The sequence below is a fragment of the Niabella soli DSM 19437 genome, assembly GCF_000243115.2.
Lineage (GTDB): Bacteria > Bacteroidota > Bacteroidia > Chitinophagales > Chitinophagaceae > Niabella > Niabella soli.
Genome location: NZ_CP007035.1, coordinates 2,314,819 through 2,336,030, shown reverse-complemented (window position 1 = coordinate 2,336,030; position 21,212 = coordinate 2,314,819). Strand labels below are relative to the sequence as shown.

Annotated in this window: 19 protein-coding genes; 8 read left to right on the top strand and 11 right to left on the bottom strand. The window is 45.1% G+C overall.

All coding sequences use genetic code 11. The features are described from left to right. Positions 1–94 precede the first annotated feature (94 nt). Positions 95–772 carry a metal-dependent hydrolase gene (locus NIASO_RS09910; RefSeq protein ID WP_008585470.1) on the bottom strand — a complete coding sequence of 226 codons (678 nt, stop codon included), beginning with the start codon at positions 770–772 and terminating at the stop codon, positions 95–97. 209 nt (positions 773–981) lie between these two features. On the opposite strand from NIASO_RS09910, the gene NIASO_RS09905 reads away from it, so the two are divergent. Continuing rightward, complete coding sequence (locus tag NIASO_RS09905) at positions 982–1,356, top strand: hypothetical protein (RefSeq protein ID WP_008585469.1); 375 nt, start codon at positions 982–984, stop codon at positions 1,354–1,356. A gap of 78 nt (positions 1,357–1,434) precedes the next feature. Here the strand turns inward: NIASO_RS09905 and NIASO_RS09900 are convergent, their stop codons facing one another. Beyond that, on the bottom strand, positions 1,435–2,631 hold the full coding sequence (locus tag NIASO_RS09900; protein ID WP_025298858.1) for a hypothetical protein: 1,197 nt from the start codon (positions 2,629–2,631) through the stop codon (positions 1,435–1,437). An 88-nt stretch (positions 2,632–2,719) separates the two neighbouring features. Beyond that, complete coding sequence (locus NIASO_RS09895) at positions 2,720–4,492, bottom strand: L,D-transpeptidase family protein (RefSeq protein WP_008585465.1); 1,773 nt, start codon at positions 4,490–4,492, stop codon at positions 2,720–2,722. A gap of 199 nt (positions 4,493–4,691) precedes the next feature. Here NIASO_RS09895 and atpD point away from each other — a divergent pair, with 199 nt between their 5' ends. Both atpD and atpC read left to right on the top strand, forming a co-directional pair. After that, entirely contained in the window at positions 4,692–6,185 is a 1,494-nt protein-coding gene (gene atpD / locus NIASO_RS09890; RefSeq protein ID WP_008585464.1) for a F0F1 ATP synthase subunit beta, read from the top strand. Between the two features lie 109 nt (positions 6,186–6,294). Continuing rightward, the gene (gene atpC / locus NIASO_RS09885; RefSeq protein WP_008585462.1) at positions 6,295–6,546 is read left to right on the top strand and encodes an ATP synthase F1 subunit epsilon; all 252 of its coding nucleotides are present in this window, start codon (positions 6,295–6,297) and stop codon (positions 6,544–6,546) included. A gap of 238 nt (positions 6,547–6,784) precedes the next feature. Here the strand turns inward: atpC and NIASO_RS09880 are convergent, their stop codons facing one another. The 3 genes from NIASO_RS09880 to NIASO_RS09870 form a co-directional block, all read right to left on the bottom strand. Beyond that, complete coding sequence (locus NIASO_RS09880; protein WP_008585460.1) at positions 6,785–7,291, bottom strand: RDD family protein; 507 nt, start codon at positions 7,289–7,291, stop codon at positions 6,785–6,787. Positions 7,292–7,483: 192 nt separating this feature from the next. Next, complete coding sequence (locus tag NIASO_RS09875) at positions 7,484–8,215, bottom strand: DUF4197 domain-containing protein (protein WP_008585459.1); 732 nt, start codon at positions 8,213–8,215, stop codon at positions 7,484–7,486. A gap of 61 nt (positions 8,216–8,276) precedes the next feature. Further along, positions 8,277–8,825 carry a YqgE/AlgH family protein gene (locus NIASO_RS09870; protein ID WP_008585457.1) on the bottom strand — a complete coding sequence of 183 codons (549 nt, stop codon included), beginning with the start codon at positions 8,823–8,825 and terminating at the stop codon, positions 8,277–8,279. 369 nt (positions 8,826–9,194) lie between these two features. On the opposite strand from NIASO_RS09870, the gene NIASO_RS09865 reads away from it, so the two are divergent. Beyond that, complete coding sequence (locus NIASO_RS09865) at positions 9,195–10,547, top strand: sensor histidine kinase (RefSeq protein ID WP_008585455.1); 1,353 nt, start codon at positions 9,195–9,197, stop codon at positions 10,545–10,547. A gap of 141 nt (positions 10,548–10,688) precedes the next feature. Here NIASO_RS09865 and NIASO_RS09860 read toward each other — a convergent pair whose 3' ends face one another. Further along, positions 10,689–11,348 (bottom strand): peptidase M10, encoded by a 660-nt coding sequence (locus tag NIASO_RS09860; protein WP_008585453.1) that lies wholly within the window; start codon positions 11,346–11,348, stop codon positions 10,689–10,691. Positions 11,349–11,441: 93 nt separating this feature from the next. Continuing rightward, positions 11,442–11,816: a four helix bundle protein gene (locus tag NIASO_RS09855; RefSeq protein ID WP_008585451.1), complete on the bottom strand. Its 375-nt coding sequence runs from the start codon at positions 11,814–11,816 to the stop codon at positions 11,442–11,444. Positions 11,817–11,962: 146 nt separating this feature from the next. On the opposite strand from NIASO_RS09855, the gene nth reads away from it, so the two are divergent. The 4 genes from nth (at position 11,963) to NIASO_RS09840 (ending at position 17,867) form a co-directional block, all read left to right on the top strand. Then, a complete protein-coding gene (gene nth / locus NIASO_RS09850) occupies positions 11,963–12,628 on the top strand; it encodes an endonuclease III (RefSeq protein WP_008585449.1) in 666 nt (221 codons plus the stop codon). A 191-nt stretch (positions 12,629–12,819) separates the two neighbouring features. Further along, positions 12,820–12,990 carry a hypothetical protein gene (locus tag NIASO_RS20340; protein WP_008585447.1) on the top strand — a complete coding sequence of 57 codons (171 nt, stop codon included), beginning with the start codon at positions 12,820–12,822 and terminating at the stop codon, positions 12,988–12,990. A gap of 191 nt (positions 12,991–13,181) precedes the next feature. Beyond that, positions 13,182–16,334 (top strand): SusC/RagA family TonB-linked outer membrane protein, encoded by a 3,153-nt coding sequence (locus tag NIASO_RS09845; protein WP_008585446.1) that lies wholly within the window; start codon positions 13,182–13,184, stop codon positions 16,332–16,334. A gap of 18 nt (positions 16,335–16,352) precedes the next feature. Continuing rightward, complete coding sequence (locus NIASO_RS09840; RefSeq protein WP_008585444.1) at positions 16,353–17,867, top strand: RagB/SusD family nutrient uptake outer membrane protein; 1,515 nt, start codon at positions 16,353–16,355, stop codon at positions 17,865–17,867. 409 nt (positions 17,868–18,276) lie between these two features. Here NIASO_RS09840 and NIASO_RS09835 read toward each other — a convergent pair whose 3' ends face one another. The 3 genes from NIASO_RS09835 to NIASO_RS09825 all read right to left on the bottom strand — a co-directional run bounded on the left by NIASO_RS09835 (position 18,277) and on the right by NIASO_RS09825 (position 21,210). Then, positions 18,277–19,404, bottom strand: coding sequence for a M42 family metallopeptidase (locus NIASO_RS09835; protein ID WP_008585442.1), 1,128 nt, complete (start codon positions 19,402–19,404; stop codon positions 18,277–18,279). Between the two features lie 154 nt (positions 19,405–19,558). Then, positions 19,559–20,140, bottom strand: coding sequence for a 7-carboxy-7-deazaguanine synthase QueE (locus tag NIASO_RS09830; RefSeq protein ID WP_008585440.1), 582 nt, complete (start codon positions 20,138–20,140; stop codon positions 19,559–19,561). 191 nt (positions 20,141–20,331) lie between these two features. Continuing rightward, positions 20,332–21,210, bottom strand: a complete 879-nt coding sequence (locus NIASO_RS09825) for a bifunctional 5,10-methylenetetrahydrofolate dehydrogenase/5,10-methenyltetrahydrofolate cyclohydrolase (RefSeq protein ID WP_008585439.1) — start codon at positions 21,208–21,210, stop codon at positions 20,332–20,334. Positions 21,211–21,212 lie beyond the last annotated feature (2 nt).

Genomic DNA, 21,212 nt, shown 5'->3' with positions numbered 1-21,212 from the left:
CGGAGGCGATAGAAAAGCTATAATTCGCGAAACCAGTGAAAAACAAATCCTTCCCGTTTTTTCCGGCTTCCCGGCAACAAAAAACAACCAGCGATTACAGATCGTAAGTGGCCCCTATATCAGGAATTAATAGTTGCTTTCCTGCGTCTTCAAATAGTTTCCGGGCTTTTTCATGATCGATCCTGATATAGCCAAAGGTGTCGAAATGAACGCCTATAATGTGATCGCATTGGATGAAATCGCTGGCTTTTACCGCGTCCCGGGCATTCATGGTAAAATTGCCTCCGATGGGAAGAATGGCCACATCTGGTTTTGCATAGTGGGGAACTAATTGCATGTCCAGCATTAAACTGGTATCGCCGCTGTAATAAAAGCAGCCTTTGGGAGCATTAAGGATAAATCCGCCTGCGGCGCCCGCATAACTGCCGTCCATAAAGCTGCTGCTGTGCTGTGCCTGCATTAGGGTAAGCGTGCCAAAGTCAAAATCGTAGGAGCCAAAGTTCATCGGGTGCACGTTGGTAACACCCTGTAGTTGCAGCCAGGTAATGATCTCAAAATTGCTGATAACCAGGGCGCCGGTTCTCTTCGCGATGGAAACCAGGTCGCCTGCATGATCGCCATGGCCGTGGCTTACCAGGATGTAATCTGCAACAATGCCGTTGACGTCTATGTTTTTTGCCAGTTCATTTCCCGTAATGAACGGATCAAATAAGAATTTCTTACCATTTAATTCGATCAAAAAACAGGATTGTCCGTAAAAAGTAAATTTCATTATGCATTATTTAGCACAAAACTAACAAAATAAAATGACCGTAAAAGTGTTTGCTCGTGAGGGAATTAGCCTGTTTACAAGATCACTTCCTGTTAATGTTAACATTTCTTTTTAGAAAAATAAATTTTTAGGACAATAATCCTATGCTTTGGCATTGGGCTTGTTTATATAGAATCAATATTTATTTTTTAATCAAAAATCAAACTTCTATGAAAGCAGTTTCTAAGTTTTTAAACCTTATGCTGATTGCGGTAATTGTTCTCGTTGCATCATGTAGTAAAAGCGATAACCCGGCCGATAATAATTTGTTTGTGGGAAAATACACGGGAAGTGTTTCCTACACGGGGTCTGCGAATATCAGCAATTCGAATGGTTCGGTTGAGGTTGTAAAAGTAGGCGATCGTTATGATTTTCACTTTTCAGACAATATCCCTACCATTTCAAATGTACAGATGGCAAAAGGTGACCAGGGGTATATTGGCACCGTGAACGGTTACTCTGGTGGTCTGTCCATCAATGCCAATAAGCTTAGTATTGCACTAACCAAAGATGGCAACGCCTGGGGGGCTAATTGCAGCCGTTAAATCATTTTGGTAGTACCAACAAATAAAGGCGGCCATTAACGGCCGCCTTTATTCATTATACATTATAAGATATTTAGTTCAATGCAATACCGGGTGCATTTTAAATTCTTTTTCCCGGTCGAAATTATAGCGATAGGTGCACAGCCTGCGGCTGAGATAAGTGCCCAGCGATTTTGCCACATTGATCATTTTAGGATTAAACTCTCCGATCCATTGCAGTTCATTTTGATCATAAATGGTGTTGCCCACTTTATACCCGTCCGGGCCAACCTGGCAATCCTGGATCACTTTGCCGCCCTCTACAATGAAGTAAGCATCAACGCCCCGGGACTGATACTCCGGCACAATACCGAAAACCAGGCCCACAAATTTTTTATTGGGCCGGGTTCTTTTGTACCAGAGGAATTTTAGTTTGCCGATCAACCCGAACTTTCCATTGAGGTATTTGAACCATTGGTTGAGGTCGGGCAGGTTGAGCCAGATCCCGATCGGCTCTTCTTTATAGTAGAGGAACCAGCAGATCCGCTCGTCCATCACCGCCTTCATGCTTTGGAACAGTTTTAAAACCGCCCGTTCTTCCATTTGTTTTAAACCGCCATGCCCCGCCCAGGCCTTATTATAAACGAGCGTAAAATCTTTGGCGTATTTTTTCAGGTTATTCTTTTGAATGGTGACGGCTGAAAAATTGGGATCCCTTGCCAACGCAGCATGCCGTGCGTAAAATTTCTCCTGTAAAAGATTCTTTACGTCAAGGCTAAAACAGGCCTGGTAGAAAAAGGGCTTAAAGCCATAGTGCTCCAGCAGGTCTTTATAATAAGGTGCGTTATAGTTCATGCAATACAACGGCGGATCAAAACCTTCCACCACCAATCCCCACCATTTATCGCGCTCCCCGAAATTAATAGGACCGTCCATCGCCGTCATTCCTCTTTCCTGCAGCCAGGCCTTAGCCGCATCCAATAGCAGGCTGGCGGCGGGTTGGTCGTTAATACAATCAAAAAATCCTATTCCGCCCACGGGGCCGTCATCGCCCTTGGTTTTATATTTTTTATTAACAAACGCCGCGATACGGCCTATTAGCTTACCATCGGCATCTTTCAGGATCCAGCGGATCGCTTCTCCGGAACGGAAGGCCTTATTTTTTGCAGGATCAAATACTTCTTCCACGTCTTTATCCAGCGGGCGGATATAATTCGGATCTCCCCGGTTGATGATAACGTTTACCAGTAAAAATGATTTTGCCAGCTCCGGCGTGGTTACCTCAATAATGTTCATGTTACAAATGTCGGATGTTTGAGGTTTGATGGCTAACGTTTGACGTTTTACGTCTGTCGATTGCCATTTAGCGTTTAGCATTCTGCATTCAGCGTATCCCTCGGGCCACCCGCCGCAAACTATCGGCTTTTCTTTTCTGTTTTAATTCCAGTTCCTTAGCCTTGATGGAATCCTTTACCTGCTGTAAACTATCCCTGATGGCCTTTTGGCGGGAGTAGGTGGTGCCCACGCTGTTGAGGAACATCTTCTTGGCTATTATCGCATCGTGCCCGTAAATATCCTCCCTGAAGTTCAATGCGTCCTCATCATCTACCCAGGAAGTGAAATAAGTGATCAGCACCGGTATGGGGTGCTTTACGCGCACATATTTTTCTTTATAGCTGTGCATGGCGGAATCTATTTTGTATGCATCCCAATGGGCGGAATCGTCCAGCACATAAGCAGCAAATTTTGACGGCTCCTGCAAGCGGATGCATCCGTGGCTGAAACTGCGTTTGTCCTTATTGAACAGGCTTTTTGCCGGCGAATCATGAAAATAGATATTATAACTGTTCGGGAACAGGAACTTCACCAACCCCAGAGAGTTCCAGGGGCCGGGTTTCTGTCGAACCTGGCCATTCACAATTTCCATATGGTTTTTTTCAAGATAGCCGGTGCTGGGGTGCCCGTGCATCTCTTTTTTTACGATGCTGGTAGGAACATTCCAGTACGGGCTGAATACCACCGTCTTTAAAACACCGGTAAACACGGTAGTGTTATTGCTTTCTTTGCCCACCACTACATTCATATCCCAGGCCGGTCGCCCGTTTTCATAAACATGCATTTTATACTCGGGTATGTTTACCATAATGGCGCGACCGGAATCCCTGGTTTCCGTAGGTATCCAGCGCATGCGCTCCATATTGATAAGGATCTGTTGTATCCGCTCGTCAATGGAAACGTTCACATCTTTTAAAAATGTTTTTCCTGCGGTGCCGTCTTCCTTATAACCGTAAACTTTTTTAATGGCGTTTACCGCATCTGCAAGCGCAGAATCATAAGTATTAGTAAATGTGCTGTCTTCTCCTTCCAGGAATCCTTCTATTTTCAGGCGTTTTTTTAGCGTCTTAACGGAAGGGTCCTTAAACCCGCGCTTCATAACTTCTACCGGGCTATTCACTTTTGGCCAGCCCCCGGCGTCTTTTATGGCCTTGTATTTTTGCAGTTGCTGGCGCAGTTTTTTATACTGCGGATTGGTAGGGGCGTAAGCTTCGGAAAACTGTCCTTTTCCCGCAATAGCGGAATCGAGCATGCCTTCGAGCGTTAATTTCTTCTTGGGAATATACCATTCCAGCGTTTTCATGTCGAAACCGGGATCATAGGCATAGGCGTGATCGGCAAACAAATAAAAATATTTGGTGAGTGAAAGTTCCAGGCGCTGGTAAGTGGAGTCGTTCCGGATCCGTAAGCTATCGGCGTTAATGATTGATTCCATTTTGGCAGCCAGCGCCTTATTATAGACGGTGGAGTCTTTTGAATAATTGAGGTAATTCTTAAGCATGTTCCAGAAGGAAACCGTGTGTTCCGGCAATCCCTCAGGGGAAAACCACGCATATTGGTAGTTGCGGCTGTTGTAGAAACTTTTAATCCGGTTGATAAGAGTGTCGCTCAGGTCTCCGGATGATAAAAATTTGTTTACCAGTGAACTATCTATAAATAGTTGATTAAAGGCATTGGCGGTATCAATGGTGATATCCACCTTGGTGACCGGTTTTTCCACCCGGATCACTTTCTCTCTTACTTTTTTTTCTTCGTGTTTACAGGAAACAATCGTAAAAAGGGATATAATAAAAATTGCGATCAGCGCGCGTTGAACAACCATAGGATAATGAGATTATTTTTAATTGGTTAGCAGAATATTTATACAAAAATAAGAGAGCGGAACAGATATTTAACGTTTTTTCCACAGCTTATTAATAATTATTAATTGGTTCTGAATAATTATTCAGGGTTAAAGCGAATAATATAGCATTAAACCTTACTTTTGCAGCCTCAAACAAAACCTTATTTCAATATTTTATATGGCAAACGCAGGTAAAGTAAAACAGGTAATTGGTGCGGTTATCGACGTACAGTTTGATGGCACGCTTCCTGAAATTTATAACGCATTGGAACTCACCAAAGAAAATGGTGAAACACTGGTGTTGGAAGTGCAGCAGCATCTGGGCGAGGACAGTGTTCGTACCATTGCGATGGACGGTACCGAAGGGCTGGTGCGGGGCACCGAAGTACGCGATACCGGGAAAGCAATTACTATGCCCGTTGGCGAGGGGATCAAGGGCCGTCTGTTTAATGTAACAGGGGACGCCATCGATGGTCTGCCTGCTGTTTCCAAAGCAAATGGCCGTCCGATACACGCGATGCCGCCGGCTTTTGAAAACCTGAGCACGGCTACCGAGGTTTTATTTACCGGGATTAAGGTTATTGACCTGATCGAACCCTATGCAAAGGGTGGTAAGATCGGATTGTTTGGGGGGGCCGGTGTGGGTAAAACCGTACTGATCCAGGAGCTGATCAACAATATTGCGAAAGGCCACGGTGGATTATCCGTATTTGCAGGAGTGGGCGAGCGTACCCGTGAGGGAAATGACCTGATGCGTGAGATGATCGAGGCGGGCATTATGAAATATGGCGATGCCTTTAAACACAGCATGGAAGAAGGTGGCTGGGACCTGAGCAAGGTGAACCAGGAAGAACTGGCTGAGTCCAAAGCTACTTTCGTATTCGGACAAATGAACGAACCTCCCGGCGCCCGTGCGCGCGTGGCTTTGAGCGGGTTGACCATTGCTGAATATTTCCGTGACGGAGATGGTGAAGGCAAAGGAAAGGATATCCTTTTCTTCGTGGACAATATCTTCCGTTTTACCCAGGCGGGTTCTGAGGTATCGGCCCTGCTGGGGCGTATGCCTTCTGCCGTGGGTTACCAGCCTACACTGGCTACTGAAATGGGACTGATGCAGGAGCGGATCACCTCTACAAAAAGCGGGTCTATTACTTCTGTACAGGCGGTTTACGTACCTGCGGATGACTTAACCGATCCGGCGCCGGCAACAACTTTTGCCCACCTGGATGCCACTACCGTATTAAGCCGTAAGATTGCCGACCTGGGTATTTACCCTGCGGTGGATCCTCTGGATTCTACTTCCCGTATTTTGATGCCTCAGGTAGTGGGCGATGCGCATTACGAATGTGCCAACAAGGTTAAAAGAATTTTACAGCGCTATAAAGAATTGCAGGATATCATCGCCATCCTGGGTATGGATGAATTAAGCGATGAGGATAAAATGACCGTATCCCGTGCCCGTAAGGTACAGCGTTTCCTGTCGCAGCCCTTCCACGTGGCAGAAGCCTTTACCGGTTTGAAAGGGGTATTGGTGCCCATCGACGAAACCATCCGCGGCTTTAACATGATCATGGACGGGGAAGTAGATGAATATCCTGAAGCTGCCTTCAACCTGGTTGGAAATATTGACGACGCGATCGAGAAAGGGAAGAAATTATTGGCGCAGAACTAATAAAATAATGTGAGAATGTGAAAAATATGAGAATGTGGAAATAGGCTGATTAAATTACTAACTCCACATTTCCACATTTCCACATTTCCACATTTCCACATTAAATTATATGACATTAGAAATATTAACCCCCGAAAAAAAGATTTTCACTGGCGAAGTGAGCGGGGTACAGTTGCCTGGTATTTCCGGTTCTTTTGAAGTATTGGATAAGCATGCGCCAATGATCGCAGCATTGAAGGAAGGGAAGCTGAAGATCCTTAATCAAAAAGAAGCGCCCGGTTTCTTCCAGATCCAGAGCGGATTTGTAGAGGTGCTGCATAATAAAGTAATGGTTTTGATTGAGGGGGCAGAAGCTCTATAAGTCTCCTAAAAAATAGTTTATTAAAAGCCGGTTGATTTTTCAGCCGGCTTTAATTTTTTACTAAAGTTGTTTAAACTTTTTATAGAAGCAATGTTGCATCTGGCTTTCCCGCTGATTTTAAGCAGATCTAATACACCGCTGATATCCGCAGATCGATTTTCTGCGGATATCAGCGTAAAAAATCGGCGTTATCTGCGGGAAATGCAAAGGACTCTGAAAGTGTAAACGACTTCAATATTTATTTCTTTACGACCAGCGTTCCGGCCAGTTTATCGTGCAGCGCCTGGCATTTGTCGTCCCAAAGCACCATCAGGAACCCGATAAACAGAATGATCGCAGAAACGTATTTACCAAAAAAACGGCCGGTCGCATTCAGAAAGCTTATGGGCTGCCCATGGGTATTGGTCACTTTTAAACCGAGCGCCATTTTACCCAGTGTGGCTTGTTTGGGGCCCGATTCCATAAAGGCAAAATACAACCAATAAATCAGGATGGGCACTCCCTGCCGGGGACCAAACGACCAGTAGTTGAATACACCGCTCCCCGAATCAGATTCTATAATGTGTCTGTCTAAAAAATTAATACCCAAAAGCGAAGCGATAATGGACCAGGCAACGCCAATAACGAGGCCATCAATGAGCGCGGCCGCGAATCGCTCCCAGAAATTGCCGTATTGTACGGGCAATAAATTGTTAAACGGGTTTGGTTCTGCCGGACCCTGAGGCCCGTAATTTGGATCAGTCATAAGTTTACTATTTTAGAGATTAAAACGGGGTTCCTGCTTAAAGGTATAAAAATAACGGCACCGTTTGCCGAAATGGGGGCGACCATAACATTTCAGGGTGCTAACAGCCTTCGCAGATTTAATAAAACCTTCCGCTGCACCGCTGCTCCTTTGTGTCGCCGCGTGAGACTTAACCGTGAACGCATGACCTCTTTACCGCGGCCGGAACCCACCGTTGCCAGCTCTCATTTGCTGATCAGCATAACCAAAGACCGTTTGCAATAGAGCCGTTTTTCTGAAGGCAAGATTGGTCCGTATCTTTTCTTCTTCGTTGGCTACAGATAAGAACAGGGCGTCAATTGCCCGCCCGGCAATAAACTCGTTCAGATTTGGTTCCAGTTTTTTACTCAGGAAGGGAATGGCGTTATAGGCCCTGACCAGTTTTTGGTAATCCGCATCAGCGCCGTTTGTGCGCACGGTATTGGCCACAATCGGGCGGAATCGGTTCATCAATTCAGGGCTCATCTGTGCTTTGAAGTATTCGGTTGCCGCATGCCGGTTGGTGGTGAGCAGGAGGGAGGCGGCATCGGTGATGCTCATATTTTTTACTGCGCTGAGGAACACCGGTTTGGCTTCCACAACGGCCTGCCCCATGGCATTCGTAAATTTTGCAGTCATGGAGTTTACGACGGATGATAAGCCCAGGTTACGCAGTGTATTTTCTATTTTTGCGGCATCTCCCGGAAAAGCAAAACGCACCAATGGGTTGCCCTGGTTGGGGTTGGCAAAAGCCTCAAAACCGCTGAAAAGGCCCTGCGTCAATGCTTCCCGCAACCCCGCGGCCATTTGTAATTGCGATAAACCTCCGCCTACGGATTGTAATGAATCACAGCCGGAGAAGATCAGGGACAGCGCCACGGCTGCCGAAAAAAGTAAGCGCTTCATGATAAATTTGAAAATTTGAAAATGTGAAAATGTGTAAATGTGAGAATTTGGAACCTTAAACCTAATTCAGTCTTGGGTCGATGGGCGCGTTAATGATCAGCTCGTAATCGCCGCCGAGATGTTTTAAAATGTCTTTCCACAGCTCCCGCTCATTGCTACAAAAAACGAAATCTCTTCTTGCTTTGGCTACGATCCAGGTCTTCTCTTCCATCTCCATATCCAACTGGGCTTCGCCCCAACCACTATAGCCCAGGAAAAAGCGAACCTTATTTGCATCGATCTGTCCCGCGCTCATCAGCGCCATCAGGGTTTCAAAGTTTCCTCCCCAATAAATACCATCTGTAATCTCTTTGCCGCCCGGCAGCTCGTTGGGGTATTGATGCAAAAAATGAATGCTATCCATACCAACGGGGCCTCCTTCGTATATAGGAAAAAGCTGCCCTTCCAGCTCTGGTATCAGGTCGCCGATGGTTTGGTCTGTTTTTCTGTTCATTACAAAACCAACACTGCCTTCCGTGCCATGTTCACACAAAAAAACAACGGTGCGCACAAAGTTCGGGTCGTTCAGGTGCGGGTTGGCGATTAAAAAAGTTCCGTTCGCGGGTTCCATTTTTCAAATATAGGATAAAATGAATGCCGAACGCTTAACGCACAAGGCCGAACGCTAGTTAACTACAATAACAAGCGCTCGGCATTGAGCATTGAATGTCGTTTACCCAAGTACTGCGAAGAGATTGTTCCAAAGCCGGTATTTGGAAGGTAAGTCAACGCATCGGTAAGTCAAAAGCATCCCGCATTTCCTACTTCCCGGCATTAATTTAGCGTTGTGTATCGTGCTGAAGCCTTGGGTGTTGCGCATTACGTGTTCGGCATTGCACATCCCTTCCTACAAAAACACGTTAAATATTACTGCGGGGAGGCGCGATCCCGTTGCAGTTGGCCTGCTATGATTATATTTGCCGTGTTTAGCTAAAATTTTGTGAGAAAACTATTTGTACTTATCATCGTTTTAATCAGTTTGTCCCTCCTGGGAATTATCTTGCTACAGGTTTCCTGGCTAAAGAATAATGTTATTTTGCGGGAAGACCAGGTGCGTCAGAAGATTGATAATGTATCAAATATTTTGCGTGATGAGTTAACGCAATACAAGATGCAGTTCCTGCCCCCGGCGAATGACGCACTTGGAATTATACCGCCCTTGAGGATGGCAAATGAACTATCGAAACGGAATACCATACACGCACGGCTGAATCAAACGGAATTGAACGACCGGATTCAGAAAGCACTGAATCGTGTTGGACTGAGTGATTTAAAATATGAATTTGCGCTGCTGGCTAAAACACCAGGCCCGTTTGATCAGGTGGAAAAGCAGTCGTTCAATTTTGAAAAAGCAAGCCAGGATACGGTTAGTAATTACCGGCCGCCAATGGCTGCTATTATCGCCAATAACGGGTCTTCCTTTGAGAGCCCCCCTGATGAATTTTTGTATATCATAGCGCTTGATTACAAGAAAATCGTAATGAAATCCCTGACCGGGAGTATTATGCTGGCTATTTTGTTTACGCTGGTAATTATTGCCGCTTTCTTTGTTACAGTATACACAATGCTGCGCCAAAAAAAGCTGGGTGAAATAAAGAATGATTTTATCAATAATATGACGCATGAGTTTAAAACACCTATTGCTACCATTTCGCTTGCTGTTGATGCCCTGAAGAATGAAAAAGTATTGTCCGACAAAACAAAAATGTCCTATTTCAGCGGTATTATAAAGGAAGAGAACCAGCGGATGAATAAGCAGGTGGAAGCGATCCTGAAAGCGTCCCAATTTGAAAAACAGGAAGTAGAACTGGATAAAGAACCCCTGCATGTGCATGAAGTGATCCAGTTGATTGCAGATAAATTTTTACTGCAATTGCAGGAGAAAAGCGGGAAAGCAGAATTGAACCTGCATGCTTCAAATGACCTGATAAAAGCAGACGACGTGCATTTTACGAACCTGGTAAATAATCTGGTGGATAACGCGGTGAAATATTCAAAGGACAATGTACCCATCCTGTTAAAGATATCCTCACAGAACGCCCCCGGTAAACTGGTGTTACGTTTCGAGGATAACGGCATCGGGATGAGTAAAGAGACCCAGAAAAGGGTCTTTGAAAAATTTTACCGGGCGCATACCGGTAATTTGCACAATGTAAAAGGGTTTGGACTGGGATTGAATTATGTAAAATCAGTAACGCAATCACATAGCGGCACTATTAAAGTGGAAAGCACCCTGGGCAAAGGGAGCACGTTTATTCTGGAGTTCCCCCTGGATATGTCGGGGGAGGAATAGTGAATGGTGAAAGGTCAATAGTCAATAAGTGCTCATTGCATCATTGTTGAAGCCTTGTAGGTTGAGCGTTTAGCATTCACATTACCCCAACTGCATCATGCCTCACGTTTACTACTGATCCATTGACTATTGACTATTCACTTATTGACTACTTGCCGGCTGCTGATGCTCCGGATGCCACACACTGCTGAAATCGCCAAGCACCGCCACAGCATTTTTAAAATCAAGATGCTCTATTTTTAATAACCCGATATCTTCCTTCCTCACTTTCCGGTACATGGGATGCAGGGCGCCTCCTTTGGCGCCCGCGGGTTTGTCGGGTTCATACTGGTATTCCGGATCCACCAGTGTACCGCGGGGGTACATGATGCCGGGCACTCCCTTTCCCCTGTAATCGAGGTCTGACGGATGTTCCAGGCCTAGGGTATGGCCATATTCATGGGCTGCGGTTGTAGAGCCTTTATATAAATTCTCCAGCTTAAAATAGCCGGTATTACAGCCAAGGCCATCCACAAAAGAGATGTTGCCCTTCACGTATTCTTCGATCCGGAAATAATTATTCAGCGGATTATCGTTGGATAATATCTCTACCGGGTCAATTGCCGGCGCAAAACCGGCGGTTATTTTAAAACGGACTCCATATGCTGTATTTTTTATAAATACCGTACCATTCGGTTCATTCCACATTGTTTCAATCTCGTCCCGCATCTGTTCGGTAAGCGCTTCTGTTGCTGCGGTACCATAGGTGATGATATGCGAGGCGATGAGGAGCTGGTTGTTGTTTATTTCGATCGTTCCCATATATGTGATTAATGTTAATAATTATCAGGCTTGGTACTTGATGCTGGATCCTGGATGTTGGATACTCGATCAAGTATCTAATATCTCATCGTTTCATTTGGCGCTTATATGCCCTGATTCTACAGCCTGAATAAATCTATTGATTTTCCGGCCAAGAATATCCAGCTTTTCTCTAAGTTCTTTAAACCATATTTCGTTCGTCAAAGAGTCGGTTTCAAATAATATTTCAAGATGATCTATTGTTTCGTCATTGGAAGCCTGCGCATAAACCAGAAACCGAATAAATTCATTTTTATATCGTCGTCTCCCATATCCCTCAACAATTGTTGATCGCACAGATTTACTCGAGCGACGTATTTGCTGTCCTTCCTCAAATAATTCAAATTTGGGCAATTGGAGCGACATCTTATGTATTTCAATAGCCGATTCTTTTGCCAGTTGCCAAATTTCCAAATTACGATAACTCATGGTGATTTGTTTTAGGTTAACAATATTATTGCTACAAGTGCTTGATGTGAGATACTGGATACTAGATGCTTGAAGCGTACAAAACATCCGGTATCCTATATCCAGTATCTAGTATCTTGTAACCCAAAAATACGTAGGTTTGTTTTATGACAAAGAAAGAGCGATATGATTTTGTGATACGGTATTTTCAGGGGCATATGCCGGATGCGGAAACGGAGCTGGTGTATGATAATCCTTACCAGTTATTGGTTGCCGTGATTCTCTCCGCACAATGCACGGATAAACGGGTAAATATGACTACGCCCTTTATTTTTGAAAAATACCCGGATATTCCTGCTTTGAGCAAGGCCTCTTTTGATGACTTGTTTCCATTAATAAAAAGTATTTCCTATCCGAACAATAAAACCCGTCACCTGATCGGAATGGCCCAAAAAGTACTCACCGGTTTCAATGGCCAGATACCTATGACGGTGCCGGAACTGATAACCTTACCAGGTGTGGGCAGGAAAACAGCAAACGTGATCACTTCGGTTATTGATCAGCAACCGAATATGGCGGTTGACACGCATGTTTTCAGAGTCAGCAAGCGTATTGGCCTTGTATCCCGGCAATTAACGACCCCGCTTGCAGTAGAAAAAGAATTGATAAAAAATATTAAGCCGGAGCTCATTCATAAAGCTCATCACTGGTTAATTCTTCATGGAAGATATGTGTGCACGGCAAGGGCGCCCAAATGCCCGGAGTGCGGACTGCAGCAGGCCTGCCAGTATTTTCAGAACGCATTAAAAAAGGGAGATCTTTCTTTTAGCTGATCCTCCGTTCGCTACGGCTGCTTTATCGAATAAAACATAGGTTGGGGGACAACTGCCCGCAGAAATTTATTTTTTTAGTTTAAAAAATGATGGTAACATTGTTAAGCAATAACGATTTTGCAAAGGCGCTGTTGAATGAAAAAAATGATATTTCCTGATTGTGTTGCTTTTGTAAAAAAAACGTTTTTGATATGCTTTATCCCTGGGATATGCGCTCTGGCCTCGATGACCGCCCGATAACTATTAAGAGTTGTACTTGGGATAAAGTGCTCATTAAACTAAAAATATACACGGGGTTTGTATATAGCGGCTTGTTTATTGAAGTAGTGAACAACAGTCAGCTACAGCGTAAAAAAATCTAACGGTAAGTGCTGTGCTTTTTTGTGTAGCGCCGTTCATATTGTGATACAAGTGTTGACTCAAACGAGGCCGGGATTCGTTTGTCGTTTACAAAAGTATAGGCTGTAGTCATAATGTTTACATACATGAGGTAACCTGATCCCTTGCGCTATATTCCAACGCCTTCTAAAGCGTAAAATCAACTTTGAACAATATGAGAAGTACAATCCATCTTCCAAAGTCTGGGAAAGGGATTTGGTCGCCATTGAAGTATTGCTTCATGGCCGCGGCCATCGAACTTTGCCTTATTCCGGGTATAAAAGCACATGCAGCTCCCGGGATTTTATTTCAGCAAAAGCAAGTTACTGTAAAAGGTAAGGTCACGAATGAAAAAGGAGAGCCGCTGCCCGGTGTTACCGTTCAGGTGAAAGGCGCACAGGCGGCTGCAGTAACGGACGATTCCGGCGCCTTTACGATCAATTTGAATAACGCAAACGCCACGTTGGTATTCAGTTCTGTAGGATATGCCACACTGGAAGAACGGGTAGGCGGACGGGCAGACCTGGGAACGATTGTTCTAAAGAATACAGGAGGGGCAGGGTTGGATGAGGTGGTGGTGATCGGGTATGGTACGGCCCGGAAATCTGATTTGGCAGGAGCGATCACCGTCTTAAAATCGGATAAACTGATGGATGCTCCCGCGCCCAATCTGACGCAGGCGCTGCAGGGGAAAGTACCGGGTGTGGATGTTAGCATCAATAGTAATGCTCCGGGCGCCGGCGCTAAAGTTCGTATACGCGGATTGGGATCCATCAATTCATCATTAGATCCGACCTATGTGGTAGATGGTGTAATAGGTGTGGATCCGAACAGTATCAACCCCAATGACATTGCTTCGATGGAAGTACTGAAAGACGCGTCGGCTACTGCAATTTACGGCTCCAAGGGCGCCAATGGTGTTATTATGATCACTACCAAGCGGGGCCGGAGGGGACCCACTCAGGTATCTTATGAGGGTAATGTAAATGTAGGCGAACTTTCCAGGCACCTCCCCGCATTAAATTCCACGGAGTTTGTTAATATGTATAATCAGGCTTACGCGAATTCGGCTAAATGGAACGGCGGTGTAGCGGTTGCTCCCCCCAAAGCATTAAATCATCAGAACTATCCGCTGTTGTTTGATGCAAACGATAAACCGCTGTACAATACCAATTGGGAAAAGGAAGTGTATAAACCGGCCCTCTCCACCAGTCACCAGTTAAATTTCCGGGGCGGTACCGATAAAACCCTCTTTAGCCTGGCAATGGGATATCTGGATCAGAATGGTATTATGGCCAACTCCTGGTTTAAGCGCTACTCTGCCCGTTTTACATTGGATAATGAGGTTAATAAATGGCTGAAAGTGGGCGGTAGTCTTGCCTTTTCCAAGGGCTTGCAGCGAATGGTATCCGACAACAATGGTGGCCTGAACGTGCCCAGGATGGTAACGGAAGAATTGCCGATAATCCCCATTAAATATCCCAATGGCGCATGGGGCGGCAACAGCGATGTGGCCGGTATGGAAGGGGGAGCGAATCCGGTGCACATTGCCAATAGCCGCTATACGTTAAATAATAATCTCCAGGTTCAGGGGAATACGTATTTGCAGTTTAAGATCACAAAAGATTTAGACTTTAAATCCGACTTCGGATATAATGTAAACACCCAGAAGAATAACTTTTTCTCATCGAATGATCTTCATAACCTGTCGCAGGACCAGGGCGGTATAGCCAATATCCGGTCCTCTCAATATGTTTACTGGCAGTCTGAAAATTACCTGACCTGGAATAAACAATTTGATAACGGGCACCGGATGACTTCCATGCTGGGGGCCTCCTGGCAAAAAACAAATACAGAAACCGTATTTGCTGAAACACAGAACTTCATAGATAACTATTTTCAATGGTATAAACTGGAGGCAGGCTCGGTCAGAAACAATATAACTTCCGGAACGGGTGACAATGCCATGAATTCTTTTTATGGACGGGTGATGTACAATATCGCTGATAAATATATGTTCACCGCCACCGGCCGTGCAGATGGATCTTCAAGATTTGGTAAGAATAATAAATATGCCTTTTTTCCGTCCTTAGGCGCTGCATGGAGAGTTTCAAAAGAAGACTTTATGAAGGATAATTCCCTGATCAGCGATTTAAAAATAAGGGCAAGCTATGGTGCTTCCGGTAACCAGGAAATAGGCAGCTATATGTCCATTCCCCAGATTTCATCCTCAACGACGATATTAGCGGGAGCAAACCAATCTACCCTGTTGCCCGCTTATTTGGGAAACCCTGATCTGAAATGGGAAGTGAGTTGGCAGGGGGATGCCGGTTTGGAATTGGGACTGTGGAATAACCGCGTGTATCTTACCGCTGATGTGTATAACAGAACCACCAAAGACCTGCTGTTACAGGCGCCCATTGCCTGGAGCAACGGGCTTCAGCAAAGTTATGTAATGAGAAATGTAGGCTCTGTAAGAAATACCGGTCTTGAAATTGGCCTGACCACAGAAAATATTAGAACGGAAGACCTCAAATGGACCACCAATTTTGTTTTCGCGACTAATAAGAACCGGATCCTGAAATTAAATGATGGCAATGCAGACATATTCCCGGGCCCCAACTTTTTGGGTCAGACCAATATTTTACGCGTGGGCGAAGCTATCGGATCCTTTTGGGGAAGAACCCGTTTAGGAACCTATAGCACGGATGAAGCCGCTTTGGCCGCTACCCAGGGGCTTTTGCCGGGTGACCGTAAATACCTGCTGGATGCAAATGGTAAAGAAGTGTACAGCATTATCGGCCGTTCGGTGCCCAAATGGACCGGCACTTTTTCCAGTACCTTAAATTATAAGAATTTTGATTTTTCTTTTGATATCCGTTTTGTACAAGGCGTTAATACCGCGGCCACCTTTAAACATTCAACAGAAGACCGCCAAACTATCGCCAACAGCCTGGCAACAGTGTTGAATGCCTGGACCCCTGATCATCAAAATACAATGATCTCTCAGGTACGCCCCTACAAATGGGCACAGGATTCCAAATTTGATACCTGGTGGGTGGAGGACGGATCCTACATCCGCGGCCAGAACTTTATCCTGGGCTACTCCATTCCAAAAGCAACTATTGACCGTTGGAGGATCCAGAAATTAAGGATCTACGCCAGTGTTCAGAATTTATTCATCAGCACAAAGTACACCGGCTATGATCCTGAAGTGGATACCTATAATAGTTCGTTTGGTAATAATTCAAACTTTTCTCAAAACCTGGACTTCTTCTCCTATCCACGCCCGCGGGTTTGGAACCTGGGTGTTAGTCTTGTATTTTAAAAATCAAAGTTTCAGAATATGAAAAAGCATATATATATTATTGGGGCATTTATAGCATTGATGGCGGCATCGTGCACTAAATTCCTGGAAGAAAAGCCGACGGGTTTTATTACGCCCGACGCACAGCTATCGAGCTATAAAGTGGCACGGGCCTTTGCCAATGGTTGTTATCAAAGTTTACGGGATGCCGTATTGGGTGGCCAGCCTTCTTCCTATGGCGGCCGCACCTGGAACCTGATGGAATTCATGACCGGTAAGTCCGGCAGTGATCTGGGGCAAACAGGATACACCACTTTTCAAAAGCTTACGTACACCAACGAAGCCTTTTATGTAGATACCTGGTGGCAGAATTTGTATAAGGGCGTGGGCGCCTGCAACCAGGCAATTGCCTCCATACCCGGTATCAATGCCGCTGATATGACTGCGGAGCAAAAAACAAATATGCTGGCCGAAGCACATACGATGCGCGCCTTGTATTATTTCTATCTGGTACGCCTGTATGGCGCCGTACCAAAGATCACTGAAGTGCCAAAAGATTTAAATTCATTAAAACCGTCAAGAACCCCGGCAAAGAATATTTACGACAGCATCATCATACCGGATCTTTTGTTGGCAGAGCAATCTACTTTACCGTGGAAGGATGCTACCGGTTTAATTTCGATGGGAGCCGTGAAATCAATTTTGGCAGATGTGTATCTTACGTATGCAGGTGCCGCCATCAATGGAGGCAACCAATATTATGCAGAGTCGGCCAAGCGCTCGCTTGATGTTATTAATAAAGGCGGATATTCGCTGTTTACCGAATATACGGATATGATCAATCCGGCTAATAAAAACACCAAAGAGTTTATTTTCCAGGTTCAATATGCAGCGGCCGCCAATAATAATAACCCGTTGACCCCGCTTACAATCCCCAACTACAGCGGTATTTCGCTTTATTCGGATGAATATGGTTCGGTATTCCCCACCACACAGTTTATTGCTTCCTTCCCGGCGGGTGATAAACGGGTGCAGGAGCGCCAGTTTGTTTACAGCAGTTACCCCAATGCAAAAACGGGGGCAACGGTTAATTTTGGTCATCCTTATATTTATAAATGGTTTGATGTTAATGCAGTTACCAATACGTTAAAATCAGATCTTAATTATACGCTGTACCGCCTGGCCGATGTGATGCTGCTGTATGCGGAGGCGCAAAACCGGGCAGACGGGGCGCCCAATACGCTGGCACAAAAATGTGTAAATGACATTCGTGGCCGGGCGCAATTAACTCCGTTCAGCAATACCAACCAGGATGCGTTTGAGAAAGAGGTGTGGCTGGAACGTTATTTTGAACTGTGCTTTGAAAACAAGACCTGGTTCGATATGGTGCGTACGCGCAAGATCCACAACGACGTAACCGGTAACTGGGATAATTTTGTTGGACATACAACCGTGTTTGGATCAACTTATGCAGAGAAGCAATTGTTGTTCCCTCTGCCGAAACAGGAAACCGATGTAAATCCTAACCTGCTGCCCAATAACACCGGGTTCTAAAGCAATATACTAACGAAACAATAAAGGCCGCAAAAAGAGCGGCCTTTATTGTTTATAATTAGACATTAAAAGAACACTGTCACCCGGAGTTATTTATTCGTACTGCCTGCCCGATCTGCAATCATTCAGGCGGGCAAAATCATTGAGACGTTGACACATTCAGGTATCGTCACGATGAGCCCGCCAAAAGCGGACGAAGAGAACTTTTATCACCGAAGGTAAATTTCATTATTAAAGAGCGAGATTTCTCCCCCTCCTTACGCCGGTCTTACAATGACGAGAAAAATAATGATTGGTTTTCATAACTTTAAAACGTATGTCATTAACAGCCTGGCGAAGGATGAATAGGCTTCGTCAAGCTCAGCCTGACATATCTTTCTTTTGATGTAATTTAAAAGACTAATTGGTATTATAAATAACTCAGATCCGTTTTTGGCGTTAGTGCCAATAAGGTTTCATACATCAACCGGATGGTATTCTCGATATCATTCCTGTGGATCATTTCCACAGTGGTATGCATATAACGTAACGGCATGGAAATAAGAACAGACGGGCAACCGTCATTAGCATAAGCAAAAGAGTCTGTATCCGTTCCGGTACTGCGGCTCAGCGCCCGCCATTGAACCGGTATCTTGTTTTTTTCAGCAATGTTTTCAACAAAAGACAAAAGCTTGTTGTGCACGGCTGGTGCATAGGCCAGCGAAGGGCCGTTGCCACATAAAACATCGCCTTCAATATTTTTATTGATCATAGGGGTGTTGGTATCATGCGTTACGTCGGTTACGATAGCTATATCAGGTTTAATCCGGCGTGCGATCATCTCCGCGCCACGCAGCCCGATTTCTTCCTGTACCGCGTTTACAATATATAACCCATACGGTACCGATTTCTTGTTTTCCTTCAGCAGCCGCGCTACTTCAGCAATCATAAAGCCGCCGATGCGGTTATCAAAAGCCCTTCCCACGAAATGATCGTTTGCTAATTCATCAAAACCGTCCTGGTAAGTTACCACGGCCCCTACATGAATGCCCAATGCCTCAATTTCCTTTTTGCTGCGGGCGCCGCAATCCAGCCAGATGTTTTCTGTTTTGGGCTGCGTTTCGCTTTCCTTGCCGATCCGGGTATGAATGGCCGGCCAGCCAAATACCGCTTTCACCGCACCTTTTTTCCCGTGAATGAATACCCGCTGCGCCGGTGCGATCTGGTGGTCCGCCCCGCCGTTGCGTTTTACATAGATCAGTCCTTTGTCTGTAATATAATTTACAAACCAACTGATCTCATCTGCATGCGCTTCAATAACTACTTTGAACGGCGCTTCGGGGTTAATAACCCCCACCGCAGTGCCATAAGGATCCATAAAATGGGTATCTATATAAGGCTTCAGGTAATCCAGCCACAGGCGCTGACCCGAGCTTTCAAAGCCCACTGGTGAAGGGTTGTTGATATAGGTTCTCAGAAAATTAAGTGAAGTATCGTTCAGGATGCTTTTGTGAGCTTTTGCTTTTTTGCTTTTTGCTTTTGTATCTGATTTGGCCATAATGATAATTTAATGACCTCAAACGTACTGAATTTTTTTGATGCGGGTTACAGGTCACAGGTTACAGGTTGCTGGTTCAATCGAATGCTGTTCCCCGTGCATTAAGCATTAGGCGTTCAGCATTGTGCGTTACGCATTCAGCATTGCGCGTTCCTTAAGGAACATTAATATACTTATGTAACTGCAGGCTCAGTTCCCATTGGGGGTTTTGCTTGATATAGTCTACAATAAGCGGGGTCATGGCATCGGCTTTGCTCCACTCCGGCTGCAGGTATAATTTGCAATGCGGTGCAACCTGGGCAGCAAACTGTTCGCCCCAGGCAAAATCTGTTTTATTATAAACAATAACTTTTAGCTCGTTGGCCTTTGGCAGTATTTCAGCACGCGGCTGTTTAAATTTTTTTGGGGAGAGGCATATCCAGTCCCAGGTTCCCGTGAGCGGAGCAGATCCTGAAGTTTCGATATTCGTTTCAATACCGTTTTCCCGCAACGCGGCTGTTAATGGGTTCAGATCATGTAATAGCGGTTCGCCCCCGGTAATGACCGCCATTGTAGCCTTTGCATTTTTTACGGCAGCAACAATGGCTTCGGTTGCCAGCAGGGGATGGGCATCAAACGACCAGCTATCTTTAACATCGCACCAGGTACATCCCACATCGCAGCCGCCCAGTCTCACAAAATAGGCAGCCCGTCCCTGGTGAAACCCTTCACCCTGGATGGTATAGAAATGTTCCATTACCGGATAAGCCTTATTTGATGTCTGATGTTCGATGTCTGATGTTTGATACTGAATACTGGTTTCTGGATCCGCACCAATATTAGTTAATTTGCGAATTTGTCCTGCTGGCTATCGGGATTGAAAAGGTATTGTGGTTCCCGCGCAGGAAGCCATTTTCAAATTTTCAAATTTCCACATTCTCACATTTATTAATTCCTGTTATCACAAGCCTTAAACGTATTCTTCATCAATGCTGCGATGGTCATGGGGCCTACGCCGCCGGGAACCGGGGTGATATAGCTTGTTTTGGGAGCTACATTGGTAAAATCCACATCACCCACCAGGCGGTGCCCCGATTTTTTTGAGGCGTCTTTGATCCGCGTAATGCCCACATCAATTACGACAGCTCCTTCTTTAACCATATCTGCTTTTACAAATTCCGGAATGCCTATAGCGGCAACAATAATATCGGCCTGTAAACAAATTTCCTTAAGATTGGTGGTTTTGGAGTGGCAAAGGGTTACGGTGCAGTTGCCGGGGTTGCTATTATTGCTCAACAAGATGCTCATAGGACGGCCAACGATATGGCTTCTGCCTATTACAACGGCATGCTTTCCCTTGGTTTCTATCTTGTAATGTTCCAGCAGCAACATAATACCATAAGGGGTAGCGGAGATAAATGCGTCCTTTTCTCCCAGGGTCATTTTGCCGATATTTATGGGATGAAAGCCATCCACATCTTTCGCAGGGTCAATGGACTCGATCACCTTTTTTTCTGAAATGTGCGCGGGCAGGGGTAGTTGCACCAGTATCCCGTCTACATCCATATCTTCATTTAATGCTTCAATTTTTTCCAGGAGTTTGATCTCTGTTACATCTTCCTCAAACTGGATCAGGGTGGAAATGAACCCGATTTCGCTGCAGGTTTTTACCTTGGAAGCCACATAGGTTTCACTGGCTCCATTGTTTCCAACAAGGATTGCCGCAAGATGAGGAACTTTTTTTCCGGACGCAGCACGCTGCGCCACATCAATTTCAAGAGAATCAAGGATCGCTTTGGCTGTTTCTTTTCCGTTCAGTAGTTGCATAG

Excerpts from the sequence above, each read along its gene's own strand:
- NIASO_RS09910 (WP_008585470.1), bottom strand. The coding sequence starts at position 772 with ATGAAATTTACTTTTTACGGACAATCCTGTTTTTTGATCGAATTAAAT.
- NIASO_RS09905 (WP_008585469.1), top strand. The coding sequence starts at position 982 with ATGAAAGCAGTTTCTAAGTTTTTAAACCTTATGCTGATTGCGGTAATT.
- NIASO_RS09900 (WP_025298858.1), bottom strand. The coding sequence starts at position 2,631 with ATGAACATTATTGAGGTAACCACGCCGGAGCTGGCAAAATCATTTTTA.
- NIASO_RS09895 (WP_008585465.1), bottom strand. The coding sequence starts at position 4,492 with ATGGTTGTTCAACGCGCGCTGATCGCAATTTTTATTATATCCCTTTTT.
- atpD (WP_008585464.1), top strand. The coding sequence starts at position 4,692 with ATGGCAAACGCAGGTAAAGTAAAACAGGTAATTGGTGCGGTTATCGAC.
- atpC (WP_008585462.1), top strand. The coding sequence starts at position 6,295 with ATGACATTAGAAATATTAACCCCCGAAAAAAAGATTTTCACTGGCGAA.
- NIASO_RS09880 (WP_008585460.1), bottom strand. The coding sequence starts at position 7,291 with ATGACTGATCCAAATTACGGGCCTCAGGGTCCGGCAGAACCAAACCCG.
- NIASO_RS09875 (WP_008585459.1), bottom strand. The coding sequence starts at position 8,215 with ATGAAGCGCTTACTTTTTTCGGCAGCCGTGGCGCTGTCCCTGATCTTC.
- NIASO_RS09870 (WP_008585457.1), bottom strand. The coding sequence starts at position 8,825 with ATGGAACCCGCGAACGGAACTTTTTTAATCGCCAACCCGCACCTGAAC.
- NIASO_RS09860 (WP_008585453.1), bottom strand. The coding sequence starts at position 11,348 with ATGGGAACGATCGAAATAAACAACAACCAGCTCCTCATCGCCTCGCAT.
- NIASO_RS09855 (WP_008585451.1), bottom strand. The coding sequence starts at position 11,816 with ATGAGTTATCGTAATTTGGAAATTTGGCAACTGGCAAAAGAATCGGCT.
- nth (WP_008585449.1), top strand. The coding sequence starts at position 11,963 with ATGACAAAGAAAGAGCGATATGATTTTGTGATACGGTATTTTCAGGGG.
- NIASO_RS20340 (WP_008585447.1), top strand. The coding sequence starts at position 12,820 with ATGCTTTATCCCTGGGATATGCGCTCTGGCCTCGATGACCGCCCGATA.
- NIASO_RS09845 (WP_008585446.1), top strand. The coding sequence starts at position 13,182 with ATGAGAAGTACAATCCATCTTCCAAAGTCTGGGAAAGGGATTTGGTCG.
- NIASO_RS09840 (WP_008585444.1), top strand. The coding sequence starts at position 16,353 with ATGAAAAAGCATATATATATTATTGGGGCATTTATAGCATTGATGGCG.
- NIASO_RS09835 (WP_008585442.1), bottom strand. The coding sequence starts at position 19,404 with ATGGCCAAATCAGATACAAAAGCAAAAAGCAAAAAAGCAAAAGCTCAC.
- NIASO_RS09830 (WP_008585440.1), bottom strand. The coding sequence starts at position 20,140 with ATGGAACATTTCTATACCATCCAGGGTGAAGGGTTTCACCAGGGACGG.
- NIASO_RS09825 (WP_008585439.1), bottom strand. The coding sequence starts at position 21,210 with ATGCAACTACTGAACGGAAAAGAAACAGCCAAAGCGATCCTTGATTCT.